At 42.2% G+C, this 21,076-nt stretch carries 15 protein-coding genes and 2 pseudogenes; 11 read left to right on the plus strand and 6 right to left on the minus strand.

Features of this window, described 5'->3' with window-relative positions; translation table 11 throughout:
* Positions 1–15: 15 nt before the first annotated feature.
* From FH974_RS26515 to FH974_RS26085, 3 genes and pseudogenes are all read left to right on the plus strand, one after another.
* Positions 16–624, plus strand: a pseudogene (locus tag FH974_RS26515) (endonuclease); the annotation flags it as partial.
* Positions 625–634: 10 nt separating this feature from the next.
* Positions 635–1,489 carry a hypothetical protein gene (locus FH974_RS26080; RefSeq protein ID WP_207104346.1) on the plus strand — a complete coding sequence of 285 codons (855 nt, stop codon included), beginning with the start codon at positions 635–637 and terminating at the stop codon, positions 1,487–1,489.
* Positions 1,476–2,921: a UvrD-helicase domain-containing protein gene (locus tag FH974_RS26085; RefSeq protein ID WP_207104347.1), complete on the plus strand. Its 1,446-nt coding sequence runs from the start codon at positions 1,476–1,478 to the stop codon at positions 2,919–2,921. The genes FH974_RS26080 and FH974_RS26085 overlap by 14 nt, the downstream gene beginning before the upstream one ends.
* Before the next feature lie 39 nt (positions 2,922–2,960).
* On the opposite strand, the gene FH974_RS26090 is transcribed toward FH974_RS26085, so the two are convergent.
* Positions 2,961–5,057 (minus strand): replication initiator protein RctB domain-containing protein, encoded by a 2,097-nt coding sequence (locus FH974_RS26090; RefSeq protein ID WP_207104348.1) that lies wholly within the window; start codon positions 5,055–5,057, stop codon positions 2,961–2,963.
* 2,349 nt (positions 5,058–7,406) lie between these two features.
* Positions 7,407–7,553 (minus strand): hypothetical protein, encoded by a 147-nt coding sequence (locus FH974_RS26095; RefSeq protein ID WP_207104349.1) that lies wholly within the window; start codon positions 7,551–7,553, stop codon positions 7,407–7,409.
* Between the two features lie 638 nt (positions 7,554–8,191).
* Between FH974_RS26095 and FH974_RS26100 the strand changes: the two genes are divergently transcribed.
* From FH974_RS26100 to FH974_RS26120, 5 genes are all read left to right on the plus strand, one after another.
* Positions 8,192–8,422 (plus strand): hypothetical protein, encoded by a 231-nt coding sequence (locus FH974_RS26100; protein ID WP_207104350.1) that lies wholly within the window; start codon positions 8,192–8,194, stop codon positions 8,420–8,422.
* Between the two features lie 72 nt (positions 8,423–8,494).
* Positions 8,495–9,214 carry a hypothetical protein gene (locus FH974_RS26105; protein ID WP_207104351.1) on the plus strand — a complete coding sequence of 240 codons (720 nt, stop codon included), beginning with the start codon at positions 8,495–8,497 and terminating at the stop codon, positions 9,212–9,214.
* A gap of 101 nt (positions 9,215–9,315) precedes the next feature.
* On the plus strand, positions 9,316–10,542 hold the full coding sequence (locus tag FH974_RS26110; RefSeq protein ID WP_207104352.1) for a ParB/RepB/Spo0J family partition protein: 1,227 nt from the start codon (positions 9,316–9,318) through the stop codon (positions 10,540–10,542).
* A 444-nt stretch (positions 10,543–10,986) separates the two neighbouring features.
* Positions 10,987–12,237, plus strand: coding sequence for a ParA family protein (locus FH974_RS26115; RefSeq protein WP_207104353.1), 1,251 nt, complete (start codon positions 10,987–10,989; stop codon positions 12,235–12,237).
* On the plus strand, positions 12,227–13,321 hold the full coding sequence (locus tag FH974_RS26120) for a hypothetical protein (protein ID WP_207104354.1): 1,095 nt from the start codon (positions 12,227–12,229) through the stop codon (positions 13,319–13,321). The genes FH974_RS26115 and FH974_RS26120 overlap by 11 nt, the downstream gene beginning before the upstream one ends.
* 265 nt (positions 13,322–13,586) lie before the next feature.
* On the opposite strand, the gene FH974_RS26125 is transcribed toward FH974_RS26120, so the two are convergent.
* Both FH974_RS26125 and FH974_RS26130 read right to left on the minus strand, forming a co-directional pair.
* Positions 13,587–13,982 carry an HNH endonuclease gene (locus tag FH974_RS26125; protein ID WP_207104355.1) on the minus strand — a complete coding sequence of 132 codons (396 nt, stop codon included), beginning with the start codon at positions 13,980–13,982 and terminating at the stop codon, positions 13,587–13,589.
* Positions 13,983–14,071: 89 nt separating this feature from the next.
* Positions 14,072–14,239, minus strand: a complete 168-nt coding sequence (locus tag FH974_RS26130; RefSeq protein ID WP_207104356.1) for a hypothetical protein — start codon at positions 14,237–14,239, stop codon at positions 14,072–14,074.
* Between the two features lie 1,336 nt (positions 14,240–15,575).
* Between FH974_RS26130 and FH974_RS26135 the strand changes: the two genes are divergently transcribed.
* The 3 genes and pseudogenes from FH974_RS26135 to tnpC all read left to right on the plus strand — a co-directional run.
* On the plus strand, positions 15,576–16,244 hold the full coding sequence (locus tag FH974_RS26135; protein WP_207104357.1) for a hypothetical protein: 669 nt from the start codon (positions 15,576–15,578) through the stop codon (positions 16,242–16,244).
* A 30-nt stretch (positions 16,245–16,274) separates the two neighbouring features.
* Positions 16,275–16,541 carry a DUF6444 domain-containing protein gene (locus tag FH974_RS26520; RefSeq protein ID WP_422894373.1) on the plus strand — a complete coding sequence of 89 codons (267 nt, stop codon included), beginning with the start codon at positions 16,275–16,277 and terminating at the stop codon, positions 16,539–16,541.
* A 20-nt stretch (positions 16,542–16,561) separates the two neighbouring features.
* Positions 16,562–17,731: pseudogene (gene tnpC / locus FH974_RS26140) on the plus strand (IS66 family transposase); the annotation flags it as partial.
* A 261-nt stretch (positions 17,732–17,992) separates the two neighbouring features.
* Here the strand turns inward: tnpC and FH974_RS26145 are convergent.
* Positions 17,993–20,149: a DNA topoisomerase 3 gene (locus tag FH974_RS26145; RefSeq protein WP_207104359.1), complete on the minus strand. Its 2,157-nt coding sequence runs from the start codon at positions 20,147–20,149 to the stop codon at positions 17,993–17,995.
* A gap of 9 nt (positions 20,150–20,158) precedes the next feature.
* Positions 20,159–20,869, minus strand: coding sequence for a hypothetical protein (locus FH974_RS26150; RefSeq protein ID WP_207104360.1), 711 nt, complete (start codon positions 20,867–20,869; stop codon positions 20,159–20,161).
* Positions 20,870–21,076: the final 207 nt, after the last annotated feature.

Here is a 21,076-nt window from a genome sequence, read left to right on the forward strand (position 1 = left end):
GCAAAAGAAGCATTAAGAAAATTTGTCTATTTTGACCAAAATAAAACGCTGTACTGTGGTTGCGACATTACGTGGAAAGGGAGCAAAGGAGCTGGCGCTGTAAACCTCGCGTCATGTGGTTATAGCGTCAGAAAAAACCCAATTCGAGCCAACCGGGTTGAATGGGAACACGTAATGAGTGCGTCAACAATGGCTAAGGGACGGGACTTGTCCTGCTGGAAACAAGGGGGACGCAAATTATGTCAAAGTGATCCTCTATACCTTGAGATGGCTTCGAACCTTCATAATTTGCACCCGTCGAATGGCGAAGCCAACGCAGACCGAAGCAACTTCGATTTTGCATCATGGTCTAGCAGTGTGGGCAGTAACTATGGCCAGTGCGATTTGAAAGTCGATTTCAAAAACCGAAAGGTCAGCCCTCCCGAACCATCACGAGGGCAAATTGCGCGAGCTATTTTATATATGTCAGAGCGATACGAGATACCGCTGAGCACAGCGATGTACAACGAAATGTGGCATTGGCACCAAACAAACCAAGTATCTGATTGGGAATGCCTGCGAGACCGCCGCATAGCCAAGATACAAGGTGATCACAATCCTTTTGTTAAACAGCAGTGCATATGAGGTAATCACAATGCTGAGTCATATTAGTCAAACCACACTTTTAATATTGCAAAGCTTAACTATCATTATTTTTTTCGGACTGCTACTTCTGGCCATCCAGAAACTTCATTCAAAACTCCTGTTACATAGTCGATTGATCTATTTAACGGCATGGATCGGGACCCCTATTCACGAACTTTCCCACAGTATATTGTGTTTATTGTCGGGCCATAAGATCGTCAAAGTCGCGTTTTTCAAGCCAAACCTTAGTGACGGTACGCTTGGTTATGTTACTCACGCTTATAACCCTGCAAATGGACTCCACATAATTGGTAATCTGTTTATAGGTGTAGCGCCGTTATTTGGTGGAATAACCGCGAGCTATCTTTTGACCTATTTTCTTCTGCCTAACGGTAAGGAATTTGCACAATACTTGTTTATTCCCTGGGAAACGGATCTCTCATTCAATGCACTTCTTGTGACCCTTAAGTACCTGGCTAGCATAGTGTTCGAAAGCTATCAGCAAGACCACGTGAAGACGGTACTATGGGGGTATTTGGTGGCAAGTATCAGTTTGCATATGGTGCCGTCATATGCAGATATAAAAGGTGGCCTGTTAGGAGCCGTGTTCGTCATACTTGTGATGGCAGTTCTTAGGTTCATGGCGGAAGGATTAAGCGAGACAATACTCGCTACGATTTATTATTACTCTACAGGGATGGTCGTAGGCTTTGCTGTAAGCGCGTCGTTGGGGCTGGCAATAGCACTTCTATCACTATCAATACAATTTATTGTTTGGGTCATCAAATCTCTGCTAACACCTAAACACAAAGCACCACTCAATGATAATGCAGGATTGGCAAACCAAGAAAATGAAGCCAACTAACGAGCAACAATTAGTCGAACAAGCGAGCCGCCGCGGGGAGTCTTTTAAAATCGAAGCCCGTGCCGGCTCGGGAAAAACGACAACCTTAAAAATGATGATCACACCGTTACTACAACAAGGTGAACGAATTTTATATTTAACGTATAACAACAGCATAGCGCGAGAGGCTAAATCAAAACTGCCTAGACACCGAAACTTGACGATAAAAACAATTCACGCCCTCGCATATCATTACACTGGTGCGAAATATAAACATAAGTTTGGAGAGATAACACTTCGGTCAATCAAGGAATGCTTTGACCTAAATGACTGGTCGGTAGTTAAATACATTAAAGTAACAATTGAATCTTTCATCAACTCCGATGCAAGTTACATATTACCAACCCATATCCCCCAGGATTTATCCGTATACTCAGAGAAGCATTCCGTCATTCTCGAATTGACCCATCGATTGTGGCAGCTAATGATTGACGAATCCAGTTCAATCCCAATGAGTCATGAAGGATATTTGAAACTCTTTACAATTAACTGCGGGAACATACTGAGTAATAACTATAGCTGCATCATGGTTGATGAAGGGCAGGATCAAGGACTGAACGTTATTAGCACTTTGAAAGATTACAAGAACCAACTGATTCTAGTCGGTGACAGTTGCCAGCAATTGTATGGGTACCGGAATGCCAAAAATGCCTTGAAACAGTTTACTCTACCGACGTTTTACTTAACAAAGAGCTTCAGATTTGGTCCAAACCTAGCGAATGCTGCAACAGCAATCCTCCTAGAAAAAGGGTTGAAAAAACAAGAAGCAACCATCGTTGGAAATGACCTGATAGATACTCGAATTTTTAAACCCTATACCAAATTAAATGAGCCAAGAACTATCATAACCAGGACTGTGAATGGCGCGCTGGCAACGGCATTGAAACTATACCAGGCCGGGGCATCATTCTGTCTTAATGGCGGAATAGAAACGTACATCAGCAATGAAATAGGTTATGTTGAAACTCTGTCGAAGGGCCTGCAAACAGGAATTCCTGACAACTTTCTTAAGTCATTTCCTACCTTCCAAAGCATCATAGAATATGTAGATAAAACGCAGGATATAGACATGGATAGATTACTGCAGATGGTAGCTAGTGTTGATTCAGTATCCACGGTGATCGAGAAAATAAAAAAGCATGAGAACGGAAAAGCACCTTACTTCATCATTACAACAGCTCATCGCTCTAAAGGATTAGAATATCCAAATGTCGTATTGTCGAATGACTTCCCTTCAGTCAGTAAATTAAACTCACCAAAGTTGCCGGCAGAGAAGAGATCTGAAGAATTGAATATCCTATATACCGCGATGACACGAGCAGTTCACAACCTAGTACTGAATGATACGGCATACGAGATCATCATGGCGACAAATAGGAAGTCACACACATAGAAAGACGGTTCGCATGCAAACCGTCCTAAGTCACATTGTTTATGCAATAAGATGATCAATTATTGCTGAATTTTGAGAGCTATCAACATTGATATCAACCCCAACATGACCAGCAAAGTCCTGCACTAATTTAGTCATTAAATTGACATAGCCATCGGGGTGCTCTCCCCGGGTGAGGCCCAACAGCAATGGGTTAAATGACTTACGGCGGATCATGAATAAGCAAAGATCACTTTCGTTACATGTGATACCAAAGGCGGCCAGGTGATCACACAGAATTGAGAACACACTTAACGGTATCTCTTGATCATCAACTTTCAAAAGACCAACCTTTTCGACACACTGTTTCAGGAACTTATATAACGTATCTTTAGAAAGAGTAACATTGGCATTAAGAATTTTTATAATATCAAAGTATTCATCATCATTACTATAACGAGTTAAAGTTAAGATAGATGGACCTTTTTTATATTCAACAGAGTACGTTAACGTTTTGGTAGTATAACCAGTGGCATTATGAAAACCCTTTGGCGATAGTGAAGATGCAATTTCATATGCAGCATCAGCCAATCGTATTTGCTTCAACAATGAATTATTATTATTAACACTTATTGACTGGAGTGCATTTTTCATTGTTGGTGCACGTTGACTTCCAGACAAACCACAATGCAAAGTTATCTCTGAATAATTAGGATCCACGAGCATTACTTCACTGACCATATCCAAAGTTATATGAAATCCCCATAAGTTAGCAGATACTTTATTTTTGTCCGCCGATATTGAAGTTTTAATAAAAGAGCTCGTTCTTTTATTAATGGATCCATCTTTATTTACACCAAATGATTTTAACAATGTTTGTTTTAGATCAGAATTAGATGTAATTCTTAAAAAATTTGAAAGACGATGAAAAGACATCGCTCTAGACTCAGGGTTCTTTGAAAAAACTAAAGACAAATTCCTCAGGTTTAAATAAATAAGAAAAATAGTGTTATTAGACTTAAATACTTCTTTCGGATAGACAAAATGATCATCATTAATAATACGTTCAAAATCAGAGTCATTCCATTCAACGCGAAAATATACTCCTTTAAATTGAACCATATCATTTTCAATTGTTGGCGCTTCCATTGATGCGCCTTCAATTTTCTTGACATAGGACACCTGACCTTGTTTATAGAGGCCATCAGCATCTTTTTCTTTCAAGAAAATATCAAGTTTAGTGTTCAATATAGCTGTCAGTGACTCGCGAATAGCTTCGTGGTCTTTACCGCCCCGACTCTCTTTACCCAGAATCAAACAAATATGATCGATATGAAATGGCGTATTATTTTCAATAGGTATCTGACTCTCACGGTAAAAACCAATATTTTTATTATGGTAAGCATGGGTAAGCGTATAAAGAGCATAAAGCACTTTATAATCGAAAGCATTTAATATCCGAGCATGAGAAGGCGCTGAAGCCTGTATGAAAACACCTATTTTTTTGTCATTTTGCTTTACGGAATACTCAAAAATGTGCCGATTTTTCTTCACTGTATCAGGGAGAACAACTTGATCATGCTTTATTAGTTCATTCTCTCCAAATTTAGAGAACCCGATAATTTGTGAATCTGTAGGATTGGGGAGTTCCCGAAAATTATGATTTCTTTTAAATTGGTTAATTTGTTTTACAGAGATAGAGCGATTAATAGGTCCTTTATTTTCAGAACTCGACTCAACAGCTTTCTCTGATGCCAAAGAAATATCCGGGAAAAAATGATATACACCTATTTTAGCTCTTTTGGTGTTTTGTTCTTTATCAACATAACGAAAATTAACTGGTGTTAAAATACCTTGTTTAACAAGCTTTGAAATTCTTCTTGATAAAACGTGAGGTGTAACTTCAAGATCGTGCGAAAAATCTAAAATGGACTGGGTGAAATCATTGGACTCATCAGCAAATAACCTCCGAGCGAACATTAACTCTAAAGTTTCTATTGCAGCCTTAGAGAGCTTAAATAAGCTAAGAATTTTCTCAAGAGGATATTTATTTGATAGGTCTGAATAATAGATCAGACTTCTATCTTTAACAGTTCTATATTTCAGCTCTATTGACAAATCTTTGCTCATTGCAATGCCCATTACGTGAAGTTGCATGATTGTGGGACGCTTAGGTACTTAGACAATTTAGCAAAAAAAATCACTACTTACTATGATTTTTTTGATCATTAAATCGTATTCAAGATCCTAAGATCTTAAAGTAAAAAGATCATTGTTTATCTAGTTATGTATTATCTGTTATCTATTATTAGAGAACAGATAATGGGTTTAAGTTGTTGATATAAAAAGATAATAAATGTTATGTGGGCAATGTGCCCCCTTAAAGTGGTTAAGTACGATCTTGAAAAACTATAAATACGATCATGATGTATCGGATCGACGATCATCAAACGGTATAAGTTCGATCGTAAAAAACTCAAAGTACCTCCCATAAAAAATTACAAGTTATCCACAGCTTTTGTTGATAACCACGGAAATCTGTCAACCGAAATGAGTATGAAAAATATTTAAAAACAATGAGTTATTGTGTTTTTATTCAAATTAAAGCTATTAAATTGGACATAGTGTCCTTACAACTATCGGGCTTTGATCATTATGTGCTTTTCCATAACTGCCACCAGCTGCCGAGAAAGCACATTGATCCTGTACATCAAACACCCTTCTTCACCAGTACGGCTTAATAGATCCTTAGGCAAAGTACTTCCCACAAATGCCGGTATCAAGCAGTTAAGTAATGGTACTTTCCCCATCTCACACAGCAGCCCAGGCCGTACGCTTAGATTAGAGTGCTTCCCCGAACTGCGGTATCGGGCGCATGGCCAGCATGAACTTTTCATACCGGCAGCCCTGACAATGTTGCTCAAGGCAAAGTACTTCCCACAAAAACCGGCATCACGCCGTTAAGGAACGGGACGCACCCCTCCCATACGTCAGGCTTAGCTCAAAGTGCCTCCCACAAAATACGGTATCGGGCGTTTGGCTAGTCTGAGCTGCCTGTAATGGTCTTTCTTGCCAAAGCCAAAGTACTTCCCACAAATACAGGTATTAAGCAGTTAAAGAAAGGGACTATCCCCTCTCACACAGCAGCCCCGGCCATATGCTTAGGTTAAAGTGCTTCCACATACCGAGGTATCGGGCACCTGGCGAGGCTGAGCTGCCTGTACCGGCCTTTCTTGCCAAAGCCAAAGTACTTCCCATAAATACCGGTAACAAGCAGTTAAGGAACGGTACTTTCCCATTCTCACACAGCAGCCCCGGCCATATGCTTAGGTTAAAGTGCTTCCACATACCGAGGTATCGGGCACCTGGCTTGGCTGAGCTGCCTGTACTGGCCTTTCTTGCCAAAGCCAAAGTACTTCCCATAAATACCGGTAACAAGCAGTTAAGGAACGGTACTTTCCCATTCTCACACAGCAGCCCCGGCCATATGCTTAGGTTAAAGTGCTCCCCACATACAGAGGTATCGGGACTCTGGCGAGGCTAAGCTGCCTGTACCGGTCTTTCTTACCAAAGGCAAAGTACTTCCCGCAAAAAACGGTATAAATCTGTTAAGGAAAGGGACTATCCCCTCCCACACAGAAGCCCCGGCCATATGCTTAGGTTAAAGTGCTTCCACATGCTGAGGTATCGGGAGTCAGGTTTGGGTACGTTGACTATAACTTCAAACAGAAACAGAGTTATTAAACGGCTTGATAGTGGGACGGATTTAACCATTTTGGGTACTTTGGCTCAGTTTGGCGAGCATGGAAGAATGTTAGAGGCTTCGATCATGGGAATTGTGCATCCATTTTGGGTATTTTGCATTGCCCGTCGGTTGTTATTGATTCCTCAAGGCTGCTATCTACTACCCGAACGAAGTATAGATCAAGTGCTACCCTTAGCTTTACCCGCGTTTGTAAAGAGATAAGACGGTCCGACGGCTTGATTGTGGGATCTATATAACCTTTTTAGGTACTTTGGTATTCAAATTGCACAAACGTTTTGATTTAAATCTTATATATTGACTTTCCCGGGTTTTTTCAAATCCAGCTCTGGCCGATCTTGTTCCACATGGCAAAGTACTTCCCACAAAAAACCGGCATCACGCCGTTAAGGAACGGGACGCACCCCTCCCATACGTCAGGCTTAGCTCAAAGTGCCTCCCACAAAATACGGTATCGGGCGTTTGGCCAGCATGAGCTTTTCATACCGGCAGCCCTGACAATGTTGCTCAAGGCAAAGTACTTCCCACAAAAACCGGCATCACGCCGTTAAGGAACAGGACGCACCCCTCCCATACGTCAGGCTTAGCTCAAAGTGCCTCCCACAAAATACGGTATCGGGCGTTTGGCCAGCATGAGCTTTTCTACCGGCAGCCCTGACAATGTTGCTCAAGGCAAAGTACTTCCCACAAAAACCGGCATCACGCCGTTAAGGAACGGGACGCACCCCTCCCATACGTCAGGCTTAGCTCAAAGTGCCTCCCACAAAATACGGTATCGGGCGTTTGGCCAGCATGAACTTTTCATACCGGCAGCCCTGACAATGTTGCTCAAGGCAAAGTACTTCCCACAAAATACGGTATTGGGCGTATGGCCCGATTGAGCTTTTCATACCGGCAACCCTGCAACGCTGATCAAGGCAAAATACTTCCCACAACAACTTCCCAGAACAACCGGTATCACGCCGTTAAGGAACGGAACGTCCCCCTCCCATAAGTCAGGCCTAGCTCAAAGTGCCTCCCACAAAATACGGTATCGGGCGTTTGGCCAGGTTGAACATTTCATACCGGCAGCCCTGCCAATGTTGCTCAAGGCAAAGTACTTCCCACAAATACCGGCATCACGCCGTTAAGGAACGGGACGTCCCCCTCCCATACGTCAGGCCTAGCTCAAAGTGCCTCCCACAAAATGCGGTTTTGGGCGTTTGGCCCGATTGAGCTTTTCATTCCGGCAACCCTGCAACGCTGATCAAGGCAAAGTACTTCCCACAACAACCGGTATCACGCCGTAAAGGAACGGGACGTACCCGTTAGGCGTTGCAGTACGCTTAGCTCAAGTGCCCCCACAAATAGCGGTACCGGGCTCCTGGCGAGGCCGAGCCGCCAGTACCGGTCTATCTTGGAGAATGCAAATTACTCCCCACAAAAGCCAGAGCGAAGTGATTTACGAAGGCGACTTGCTCCAAAAAGAACCGGCTCCGGAATCCTGGCCAAAAATTACTTACCAAAGTTTACGGTTTGGAGGTGCTTGATGCCGACGATTCACCATTTAGTTGTCAGTGCCATCCAATCAAATCAAGTACAAGCGATGCTCACGCATTTGGTATGGAAGGACACTAAACGCCTTGATTGTGGGACTGTGCGAACCATTTTAGGTACTTTGGTAACTGAAGAGGGGAGCATGGCTGGTAAGGGTGCGAAACTTTATGACAAATTTACTGCCATAGTTTTAGAAAAAGGGTTGCATAATAAAAAAGCGTGATATTTTAATAAAAGTTAAGTTGGGCATGGGAGTTCGGTCGGGCACTCATGCTCACATATAAGGATGAAAACCATGATGGCTCTAACTCTAGTTTCAAAGAAAATATCAGACAACACTGCTCGAGTTTTTTGGCGTGTAGGAACTAAACGTACTGGGATAGTTGATGTCTGCTTTAGTTTCAAATCTGACGAAGTTGCTTCTTTGGCTGAACTTGTCGTATGCAGAGAGTTAATATTTAACCGAAAGATTCTCAATAGCGAACCACCTGTCTCTGGTCAAGGTATAAAGCTTGTTTTTTCAGCCGGTGCAACGAAGAAACATTTTTTGCAACGTTCAACTAGTATCACCGGTAAAAAGCTGGCGAAGTTTGTTGGCCACCGGCTTGCTGATGCGAAGCTAGTTGTTAGCAAAGATATGGAATTCATGGCTGACGAAGTGTCTACCGCGATTGAAAGAATTGATGTAAATCCTGAAGATTATTACTCAACTAACACTGAAATCGATACTCCAGCAATTGGCCGATTGAATGTTACCCTTCATGCGATTGATCAGTATGAAGAGCGCGTTACAGGAGGGAAACCCTTAAAAGGTTGGGCTTCACTCAAAAAACGCCTAGAGAACACAGAGCTTTGCCAACGTAAGTTGCCACCTAAAGTGCTCGAACATAAAGCCAGGAAGTATGGTCGAGCAGACAATATTGAAGTATGGGCGCATCCATCGTCTACCCTTCATTTTCTATGTCTCGTCGATGAAGGTGTGAAAACATTGGTAACTTGCTTTGAACGTGAGTAACAGCGTTCTTGTCTGATCTGGGAAGTAACTTACAGATACAGGATGTTCAGTTTTATTAGCATTAGTTTTGGGTATTTCTAGGTATCAAAGAGGCCTGAACCATGGACGAGTGTTCAAAACAGCAAAAACCCAATAGAAGTGAAGTTTCAATGGCTGCACTTCTAGGTGATGTGCCAGAAGTTAGCTTGACAACAATCACTCCTAGTGACGAACAGAATAATTTGGTAATTCTTTCGTGTGATGAGGTACAGCCGCGTCCTTCACAGACACGTAAGAAATTCAATCGAATACAAGAATTAGCAAAATCGATTCAGGAACAGGGTCAACTGCAACCTATTCGTGTAACCCCACCGATTGACGGGATCCACTATATTCTACAAGGCGAGCGACGTTGGCGGGCGTGTTGTATGTCACCAGAACGAAAAGTCCTTGCCATTATCGATTATAGAAAGACGGCGGTAGCCAATAATATTGCAGCTCAATTAGTTGAGAACATACAGCGAGAAGATCTTACTGTAATTGAAACAGCACAAGGTATTTTGACGCTAAGCAAAGAGTTAGAAAATTTAAATGGCAAAGCGCCATCACATGCTGAGCTTGGAAGGGCCATTTCCAAATCAAAAGCATATGTGACTAAGTACTTAGGCGTATTGGGCTTACCTGATGATGCTTTGAAAGAAGCACAGAGCCTCTGTGATAACAGCCTTTGTAATGATGTAGATGCGTTACAAAACCTGCGACGTATACATCAAGAGAACCCTGATGCATTTTTTGAACTCTGCGCCAAACATACACTTGAAGATGAAGTATTGACACGGGCCGACACAAAGAAAGCGTTGGCTGACTTGAACAAGCCCCTGGACCGGGTCCATGAACAGAATGCCGGAGTGGGACCGCAAACGAAAAATGAAATCCTGCACCCAGCCAATGAACATTTACCAGGAAAGGTACCACCTACCAATGAGGTGGTAAAAACAGAATATTCACACGGTGGTGATGACCAATTACAGAACAGTCTAGATGATAGTGATGAATTGGGTGACGTTGATGCTTCAAACACTATGGCGAATAGCGAAATACCACTAAGTAAGGTGAAAAAAAAGCAGCATGTGAAGCAAGCCGATTGGAAACAGTGCAAGGGAAGTGACCTTTATATAAAGGTCAACGCTGAAGTCGATGAAAAATTTGTTACGGGTTATCTCATGACAGATAGAATTTGTAACGATGAAAACTTCATGTATGTGGCGACGACTGATGATGATATGAACGCGATCCAAATAAAAGTCAGAGTGGATTCAATCGCAATCCTGGCGTGTTCACCGAAATGAACAATAAAGCCCCACTAGAAGAGTCTTCTTTCTAGTTGGGGCTTTGTGGTTACTTTTTGGTCGTTCTGCATTTATTTAGTTCAAACCACACACTTTTGAACTGAGATCCTGACATTGCAGGTAGTTGATACTTTTTACCAGACTTGAATGCTTGTATGATTTGTTCTGCTTCACGCATTGCTGAGATCCTTGTGTTAAGCGACCTGAATTTATTTGCCGATAAATCAGGACAGGCCCTGTAGTTCTGTTTGCCGACGGACTACAGGGTTTTTTTTTGGCTGTTATTCAACCATTGATATTTAAGCACGCAATAATCATCACGACAACACTTTTTTGTTGCTAAGGTAAAAAAGTGTCGTCGATGTCTATAACTTTATTGTTGATAAAAATGTATTGTCTGGTTTACTATTGCATTAACAGTTAATTCGGACAGTTGGGGATGTTATGGACATCATTGAACGCTTAATCGGAGTTGGTGATAGAGCACAAGATTCACGCGAGCGACGTGCTAAGTTCCAACAAGTTATCAAAAGGGACTATTCGACTAGGCTTTATTCAAAACGAGAGTTTCAACAACATGCTCGTTTAAAAAACCGCCCGGTTGGTGATAAAAAATTGAGTGAAGTAATTGAGAACCTTGAAAATGAAGGTCATCAATTCCAGCGTTCAAAAAGCAACACTTACCAACTGACAATGGAAGATTGCTTTGTGATCGCCGAAAGACTGGGTATCGAGCCATATCGCAGTAAACAGCGTAAAGCTTTTGTAACCATCTTCCAGAACCTAAAAGGGGGGGTTGGTAAGTCATTGGGTACGGCGATGATTGTAGACGCTTTGACACTAATGGATCGCTACCTTTTAGAACAACATCGCGTGCTCGTAATTGATTTGGATCCCCAGGCCACCATCACCCAACATTTTTGTCCTGAATATGTTCAGCAAGAAGACTCGATCACATCGATTTTGGCGATGATGAGGAAGGATCTGACCCGAGACGAATTATACAGTTTAGATGAGCATGGCTTTTATCGTGCAATTCAAAAAACCCACAATTCGCAAGTTGATGTCCTACCTTGTGTGTCAGATGACGGTTTTCTCCCGGATTTACTGGATGACCCAGAATATTGCGGGAAAGAAAAATATTTCAACCTTCTACTGAATCGCATTATAAAACTCGTCGAGTATGACTACGACTTTATCTTTTTGGATGCTGGTCCGCATATGGATAAAGTGATGAAAAATTGTTTGGTAGCGGCCCATGGATTTTTTGTGCCGGTACCACCAACGTTCTTTAACTTTGACTCAACAACTCGCTTTCTTGAAAAACTACCGATGGTCTATGAAGGCTTAAGGTCAGAAGGGGCAGCGTTTGATCGTCATAAGTTCATAGCTGCATATATTTCAAAAGATCCATCAAATTCAAACCATGAATACGATGTTGATGTCTATGAAAATGCACAGAAAGAATTAGTTGATATTTTAGGTTTTGAATACGTAATAAAACACACTCTGCCAGATGAAGACCCATATGAAAGATGTGCGGAATGGTCCACAACGATCTTTAGTATGAATAAAAAAGATTACACCGGGTCGAAGGATGCGTTTGACCGAGCGTTGAATGAGGCGAAGTCGTGGGCAAAAGAAATTATCGACATGTTGCATTCGTATCACAATCAGGTTGCTAATGATGACTGATCAATCTAGAAATAAAATTTCCCAAATGAGGGCGAAGGTTCTCGAAAAAGTCGATTCTGAATCAAATGGCTCTGCAGCCAAGAAACCGAATTTAGCTCGGACCGCTACGGCAGATAGAGCATCATTGGACAATCGTTTATCTGCCCAAAGGTTTTCTGGACGCCAGAGGAAAGTAAAGCTCCCAAGTGGCGTAACCGTCACCCTTACGACGAAGGTGATCTCTGGCCGGACTGAAATCGAAAGGTTAACAGATGTTGCGCCTGAGAATATTCGTGATCAGTCAGAGTTAACTGAAACTCGACTGGCGCAATTAATCGAAGATTTCCGTCAAGGCTTTCAGCTTCAACCATGTTTAGCATGGAATAATGGTGAGAAAGACTTGTTTTTAGATGGCTCAACACGCCGGATGGCCGCAATCTTCGCTGATTCTGATCTTATTTATGAAGTTTCTGACACTGAACTTACCCCAAATGATGCTGTTTGGATTGTTGATCGCTCAGATAAACATGACAAATTAAGTGATTACGAATGGGGTCGCTACTACCTATCAAAGCTAAATGATAAGACCCAAAAAGAGTTGGCCTTAGAACTCAAAGTTTCTGAAGCAAGGCTCAGCCGATGTATAAATCTGTTCAAAACGCCTGATGAAGTTAAAGTTATCATGCCTTCGATGATAAATATCACTGCACATCAAGCATTGAGTTTGAACAAGCTTGTAAGCGATGCCCAAAAAGCAAACCTAGATTTGACAGCACTATGTGAAGTTGTTGAGCGTGAAGCGCAAAATCTGATTAATGAAGATAAACAGACATTAGAAAATGCTGACCTACTCAATGTTCTGGAAGGTGCAATTAAAGCTGCTATCAAACAAAATACACAGAGTAAACCCAAAGCTGGCAGTTCTAAACCTGAAGATGAAGTCCTCTTCAGTGGGAAATCGAGCTTGACTATCAAGTTTAAAACAAACTCTCGAAGCAAGCAGACGATTGTGATAAGCAGGGCCCCACGCGAGGCCCAGGACAAAATTAAGCGAGCAATACAGCTTATTATGAATGGTGAATTAGATATTCCCTTAGAAGAATAAATCAGTGGCTAAGCCATGATGATTAAGGGTTGATGTTGACAATAGGTCGAGATCAACCCTTTTTTAATGCCCACGTAAGAGGGATAAGTTAGATTTCATTTTGTTCAATCTTTACACTGAAATTCAGTGCAGAATCGAACTAGTTACACAACTTTGAAATATTACAAGTTATTGAATATCAATAGTAAAGTGGCATTTACTAGGGGGATTTCACGCGTGAAATTACACAGGGTATTGTATTTTCGCATAAGCCTGTTCGGATGCCCTATGATTCATCGAATACTGGTAGGTCTATTTTCTTTCCGTTTTTTTCGAACCAAAAAATTACAGGGTGTCGGGTTTCCTGTATCTGACCGTAGCGTTTGGCAAATTTATACTGGTTAGTATATTTGTTCAGGCTATCTACAAACTCTTGAATGTACTTTCTGAAATACTCAATGTTTAGGGATGATTTGAGTTTGTTACAAGGTGCGCACGAAGGGACCTTGTTTTCCTCAACGTCGTATTGTGGATTCAAACAAGTACCGTCTGGGTTGCGACGTATGGGATAAAAGTGGTCTTCATGCCAACGTTTACCGGCCAAAGGGTCACCACAATACCTACAAACACCATTAGATTTATCGTAGATAGCCTGCCGATTCGCTTTCATAACCTTTTTCATAAGATCCCCTAAAACCACTTTATTATCATATGTTGAAACAACGCTAAGTTGTTGTTTAACGAGAACCACACGATCTAGATTCAGCAACGCTAGTGGTTTCGTTCTAGTTCTTCAACCCGACTTATTTCATCTTCGAGTGAAATAGCCGTAATTTCGGCATCTTCAAAAGGTATATTTTCAGCAAAAGCTTTGGTTAACTTTTTTGGAAGTTCCGCACCTTCGTCGTAACGAATAACTATTGTCATAAATCTTGACATCTTTTGCCTCATAACCAGTTATAGCATTAAGAGAAGGGTTACAAACCGAATGCTGCGTAACCTGCCAGCGCTCTGCGGTTGCGCCCATTGCACTAACGATTAGCTCATAAGCCCGAATGTCCGTCAGCAGTGTGTCGGTACCGTGCTACTGGGTTCCTATAGAAGAATTCGGAATGTAACCAAAGTAGTTAAACCAATATGCCATTGGCTGCTTAATTTTCAAGTCTCGGATGACTGTTTTTTAATCATTTTTGATTATATATGTCATGTTTTATGCTTGATTCAAGTTAGATCCCCAAAGACCCATACGGAAAAAATTTGATGTTCATTACGGAGTAAATGCTAAGAGGCTGACAAGGGGGATGGTTAAGGCTGACACTGGCTTTCATGCTCTCTCCGCATTATTGACGGCAGCAAGCCGACCTATAAGCTCCCAGGGATTGCGCTACCAAGCTAGCGGAGGGAAATTCTCAGTCACTTGGTTTCTATATGAATTTGATCTGTTGGAATAGAAACTCGTTTCATTTTTCGATATGAAGATTTGGAATCTGATTAGTATAACGATGATAAACGCAATATACTGCTATCTGGCAATGTTAGCGACGTAGATGGCACATTGAATGTGCCAACACATAACTTGGAGTTTGTGCTCGGTAATTTCCGCGCGTCTTAAAAGAAAATATGGACATTAAATCTAAACAAAAACATATCGAAGAATGTGAAGCTTGCACAAGCGTACCAGGTGGGATTTGTTCTGAGTGTTTCCAGAACGCTCCTCTTGAACATGATATAAGTAACTCACCTAAATCTTGCCCTGTATGCAAAGGCTCGTTTTTAACCGACACTTTGAATGGTTGGCTCTGTGCTGACTGCGGAGCAACAGACGACAGCCCTTTTCGAAGAAAATAAGTGGTATCAGCAGTAGCTAATTTAGATTACTTGTTGACTTGAGCGATCAAAAATCTTCACCTGAAGTTAGTCAAGTTTTTACACTGGGTAAATTTGTCACAAGTGGTCGATATTTAAGGTGTTAAATGTCAATTTTTGATGAATTTCACGCGTGAAATTCGCAGGCTTCAGGTGCGCTAAAACCATTAAGTGTTTTACGGCCGTAATAACTCTACCGAACGCTATTAATAATGCATTCTATACTCGTGTCCACAATCGGGTACCGACGATGATATGGAATCATCCGCAGATAGAGCCTGATAAGAAAGACATCAATGTCTATCAGATGAGAAGATAAGTTTTTTTGAAGCACCCTAAAATTAACCCAATATCTATAGCAAGGTAGTGGGGCATTTTGTATGGATTTCGGGGTATTGAACCATTAGGTATGTGGGGTAAATTAGTCAAAGTTTTTAATTATTTGACTGGGGAAGATCCTAACTTAGACCCAAAAGATAGTTTCTTGCAGCGATGCCAAGACATCTTTGACGAAAGAATTAAAGGGATTCCAGAAGCAGCTAAGCAAAAAGCAGAGCTCCTGCAAAGAGACCTGTATTCACAAATTAAGTACATGAGTTTATTCAAGGTATTCCATCGAAAGCGCTATTTGTGGTATCAGCGTTTAAGCATAATAGCTTCCTTCTTTGCAACGATAAGTATCGCAATATCAGGAGTGTTGGTTAGCGGAAAAACATTATTTTTTATGGGATCGGTAAAGTGGAACATTATCGCTATTGTTGCAAGTGCCTTGGTTACAACGATCGCATTATTGGCCAAAACCAGCAACAACCGGTCGCTGTGGCAGGCAAACACGGATTATTGTCATCAATTTTGTTCTCTTTACATTGAACTAAACGAAAAGCTTAGCGAGATTATAGAGGTGGAAGATAGTCCCACAAAGGATGAAGATGCGGCCAAAGAAATTCAGCAGCTAAGGACAAAAATCCGAACTATCGACACAAATTTTCGAAATGCTTTGAGAAAGGTAACCGTTCACCAGCAGCGTATTGACACAAAAAACGTGACCATTCGCACTGGATCCCACTTTGCCTATTGAGTGATCATTCCTAGCGTTCATGCTGACTGCATGACTAAGAAAAAATCCAAATTCTCATCAACACCACCCATTGCATCGGACATCAACGAAGCTAATGCGTTAATATCCGAGCTATGGGAGCAATTACGCCACTATGAAGATAGGCTAAAAGCCAGCAGCGCTAATTCTTCGAAATCCCCATCTTCCGATGGGCCGAAAGAGCGGGCTGAACGAAAAAAGCTCAAAGCCCTAGTGGTCGCAATCCGAGAGGAGCTAAACAGGGTCACGAAGGGCATAAACGACAACTCTCAGAACTAAAAGAATCCGATACAGTTGTTGATTGTTACCCTGAAAGCACATGCTCTTGCTGTGGTGACACCGACCTCGAAATGAGTGACAAGCCGTTTTATCGCCATCAAGTTCATGAAATCCCACCGCCACGCATAGATATTACCGAATATCGGCTCTACTCGGGCAAATGCTCGCAGTGTGGAGAGGCAGTAAAAGCACAAAAGCCAAGCGACACTCCTCAAGGGGTTATGGGACCCAACCTAATGAGTCATATCGCTATACTGGCTGGTCAATATCACCTTAGTGTTCGAAAAATACGCTCATTACTGCAAGAGCAGTTTGGTACGACCTTCTCAGTGGGTGCCATAAGTGAAGCGCAAAGCCGTATTGCTTCCATGCTGACGCCACTTCATCAAGCTATCAAAACCAGCATACAATCTGCGCCTCTAGTGCATGTTGATGAAACGTCACACTCGAGAAATGACGAAGAGCGCCTACGTTGGTGCTGGTTAGTTTCGAGTGATGACTTAGTGTATGAGAAAATCCTCTACTCTCGTTCAACGCACTCAGCAAAAACGGTTCTCGACTCAGACTACAGTGGAATCGTGGTTAGTGATCAATATAGCGGTTACAACTGGCTTTCATCAGACCGACATCAGCTGTGCTGGTCGCATGTTATTCGAAATCTACAACAAATTGCCGATTATGCAGGTAGAGGTCATACTGCAAATATTGGTCAACGACTGGTACTTCTAAGCAAATTAGTTTTTCGTACTCGTCACCGTTGGGAGTCTGACCATATTGATGAAGCACTCTACCTCGACCGACTGAATCGCATACGATGTCGCTTTAATCATTGGCTGGATAAGGGCGCAAGCCAAATCCCAATTCAGCGTTATCAAGGGCGATGTCGAAAACTCAAAGAGCACAGCGAAAGCTTATGGCTGTTCTTAACCAACCCCAAAATACCTCTTACTAATAACGAAGCAGAACGACGATTACGCGGGTTCGTTATTCAAAGAAAAATCAGCTACGGTACAACCTCAGATGCAGGCGATAAGTTCCGAGATAGGTTGCACTCGCTCATAGAAACCTGCAAGAAGAGGCAGATATCTTCGCTCGAGACTCTAACTCGTATTGTAACTGCTGTGATCTCACAGCAACCGTACCCCAATGTCTTCGGCCTCAACGAAACCAGTTTTTACGCAAACGCTTAGTCAATAACTTGCTGGTGAACGCTTACTGAGAAAGAGCTTTGAAGACAGCATGCCTCCTTTTGGACAAACGGGCAAGAAACAAACCGGTACAGACCAGGAACAAACCGGTACAGACCAGGAACAAACCGGACCGGATAAAACAAACTAATCTGATTGACCACGGTCTATGGATTGACCGTGGTGTTAGACCGCAAGCTCAGTCTACAAGTGTCGTTTGCATGGCTGGAGACCTTTTCAGGTCCACCAGCACGATGGAGGAAGCTATTTGAATGGCTCAGTATGTTTGCAGTTTGGATATCCACTGCATCCTAAGAATTTGGTAGCGCGTTTGTTGCCTGGTTTGATTCCTTTCCTGACAAACATCTTACTATTGCATTTGGGGCAAAACTTATCTTCTTGGTTTACAGGCTTACCTTTTTCGTCTTGGTAGGTTTTGTTACAGGTTTCGCTAGTGCATGACCAAAAGATCCCATTGCTGCCATTACGTTTCTGCAGTGGGGCACCACATTTCATACAGTCGTGAGTTGGCGGTTTGATTAACGCAAATGCTTTAGCAAAACCAGACTCGGGGCTTGTTAGTTCCTTTTCGTGATGTTGAAGCTGATAAATCAACTTGCTCAACCAGTCGGTTATTGATGACATAAATGCGTTTAGCGTTAATTGGCCATCAGTAATCTTCTCCAATTCGATTTCCCACGCGGCTGTCATACCCGGGCTTTTTATTGCCATTGGTAAAATCTGATGAATCGTACGTGCCTTATCTGTAGATATAATTCTTTTTTTGTCCAAGACTAAGAATGAAGCTGCAATAGCTTTTTCAATAGAAGAGGCACGAGTAGTAACAGTCCCAAGCCCTGACTTTTCTCTCAGAATGCTTTTGAATTTAGGCTCGTCAACATACCTTTCAACGTGTTCCATCGCGCCCAACAAGGTTGCCTCAGTGAAATGTGGCGGGGCTTTGGTTTTTTTCTCATCAACGTTTCCTGAGGAAATTAGTGCCGGTTCACCAGTGATCACCTGAGGCAGTATTTGTTCGTTGTCATCCTGATCGTCTTGGTTTATGTCGAATACTTCATACTCATGGTTGATAAGAACCTTCCATCCCGATTTGAGAGGTTGTTTCCCCACAGCGGTGAAAATTTCCTTGTTGACCTCGACTTCGATGACATTTCTTAAAAATACAAATGGGTCATAGAATTGGGCAATATAGAAAGTTCGTATGGCTTGATAGACATTCAACTCATCAGTAGTGAACTTTGATATATCGACTTTGGCTTGTGTCGGAATAATTGCGTGATGAGCTTTGACCTTACTGGTGTCAAATGCTCGACTCTTAATGGTCGCATCAGCGCCTGAAATTGCGCTGCTAATACTTCTGTCTGATAAAATTAATGCTTTAAAAACGCTAGTGCACTCTGCATGCATCGATTCTGGCAAATACCGGTTATCAGCTCGTGGATAAGTGACCGCATGATGTTTCTCATACAACGACTGAGTAATTTCCAGCACTTTTGCTGCTGAATAATCAAATTTCTTAATGCAGTACTGTTGGAGGGAAGTCAGATCAAATGGTAGTGGAGCATTTTCATAGTGCTGTTTGGACTCAGATTTCGTCACGACCCCTTTACGATTCAATTTGAGTTGGCCGATGATTGTTTGAATGTAAGCGGTGTTTGTACACTTTCCTGTTTCATCGGATATCGAGTCCGGCACTTTCCAGTGAGCTTGGAACTGCCCTTTTTGAACATCGACAGTAACATTCAACTCCCAATAAGGGCGCGAAACGAAATTTGCAATAGCTAAATCTCGCTCAACAACAAGCCCAACCATCGGCGTTATTACTCGGCCGATGTTGATCACCTCTCTGTATCCAACTTCGCGAGATAGGCATGTAAACAAACGGCTTAAATTCATACCCACTAGCCAGTCTGCCCGAGATCGCGCGATTTGAGCAAAGTACAAGGAGATGGTTTCCTGGGACGAAAGAGGATTTTCCAGAGCGCGCTTTAACGAGTGGTCATCTAAGGCTGTTATTGGGTAGCGTATGATTTCATTTTTATAATGAAACCGGTCGAGCAAGCTACGTGCAATGGCTTCACCTTCACGGTCGAAATCCGTTGCTATGCCGACAATATTAGCTTTCTTGACCAGTTCCTCTAATTGTTTGTATTGTGCGAAAGCCTTTTTGCTGACAGAGAATCGCCATTGTTCAGGAATTATTGGCAATTGGCCGATCGACCATTGTTTGTATTCATTGGAATAGTCATCAGGCATGTACATCGACAAAATATGTCCGAAGGCCCAACTGATAGTGACACCGTTGCCTGAAAAATATAAAGCACCTTTTTTGGTGGGCACGCCTAAGATTGCAGCAATAGAACGCGCTTGGTCTGGTTTCTCACAGATCAATAGTTTCATCCCGTCCTCCTACAGCTTACAAGTGATAGTGAGGCTAGTTGGCTTCACTGAATGTCGGACGACACGCTTCTCTGTCTCACCGTAACTTGACGAAGTGCAAAATGATGTCCAGGCCTGTACGTAGAATTCGTATTTATAGTCAGGTGCGTTACAAGTACTAAGAGTCTCTTTGGGCCAAACGTAATTGGCCTTCTTAACGAACAGCCAATCTTTTTCATCCATCCCTTTCCCGTTACTACAGTAACGTTCCCAACGTGAAAGTTCGTAATGGGTGTACGAAATCATGCGTGAGTCTGTATCAGGCATGGCATTGAGTGTATTCGTTATAACGTCACCGTTAAGCAGGTGGTTGTTACCTTTATCTGGCATTTGCTCAGGTTTGTTTGCCAGCACATGGATAAAACCAGGTTGCTTGATTGCTGGCCCGGTTCTCCCTTGGTTACCATAAACCATTGTTAGCTCTTTATTAACGCGGCTACTTTTTTCAATGGAGTATATGGCCTCTTTCTCTCTGTATTTGACTAATTTGGTTAAACGGTCATAAACCACCAGTTCTTCGTGACTCAATTTGTTGGCATCAGCATACGCTTTGTAAGTTGGATAGTGATTTTTCAGCCACTCATTTGTCGGTACAGCAGGCACATCTACAGGGAGCTGACCTAATTCACTGGTGGAACAACCGGCAGCGAAAATACACGTCGCGAGCAAGATTTTCTTCATTCAATTAACCCTTCATTTCAGACACCTAATGCAACTATGTCAGTGGTCGTATAGCGAACAGTCTTAAGCTATTGAACAAAGGATACTCTTGCCGAATTCGGTATTAGTTAGCCGTTTAACCCGTTTTGGGCATGAACAACTGATTTTTTTAAGTTACTCGGGAGTAAAAATAGAAAGAAGTAAAGAATTGATAGAGATGAAACTTAC

This window comes from Photobacterium ganghwense, from assembly GCF_017329545.1.
Lineage (GTDB): Bacteria > Pseudomonadota > Gammaproteobacteria > Enterobacterales > Vibrionaceae > Photobacterium > Photobacterium ganghwense.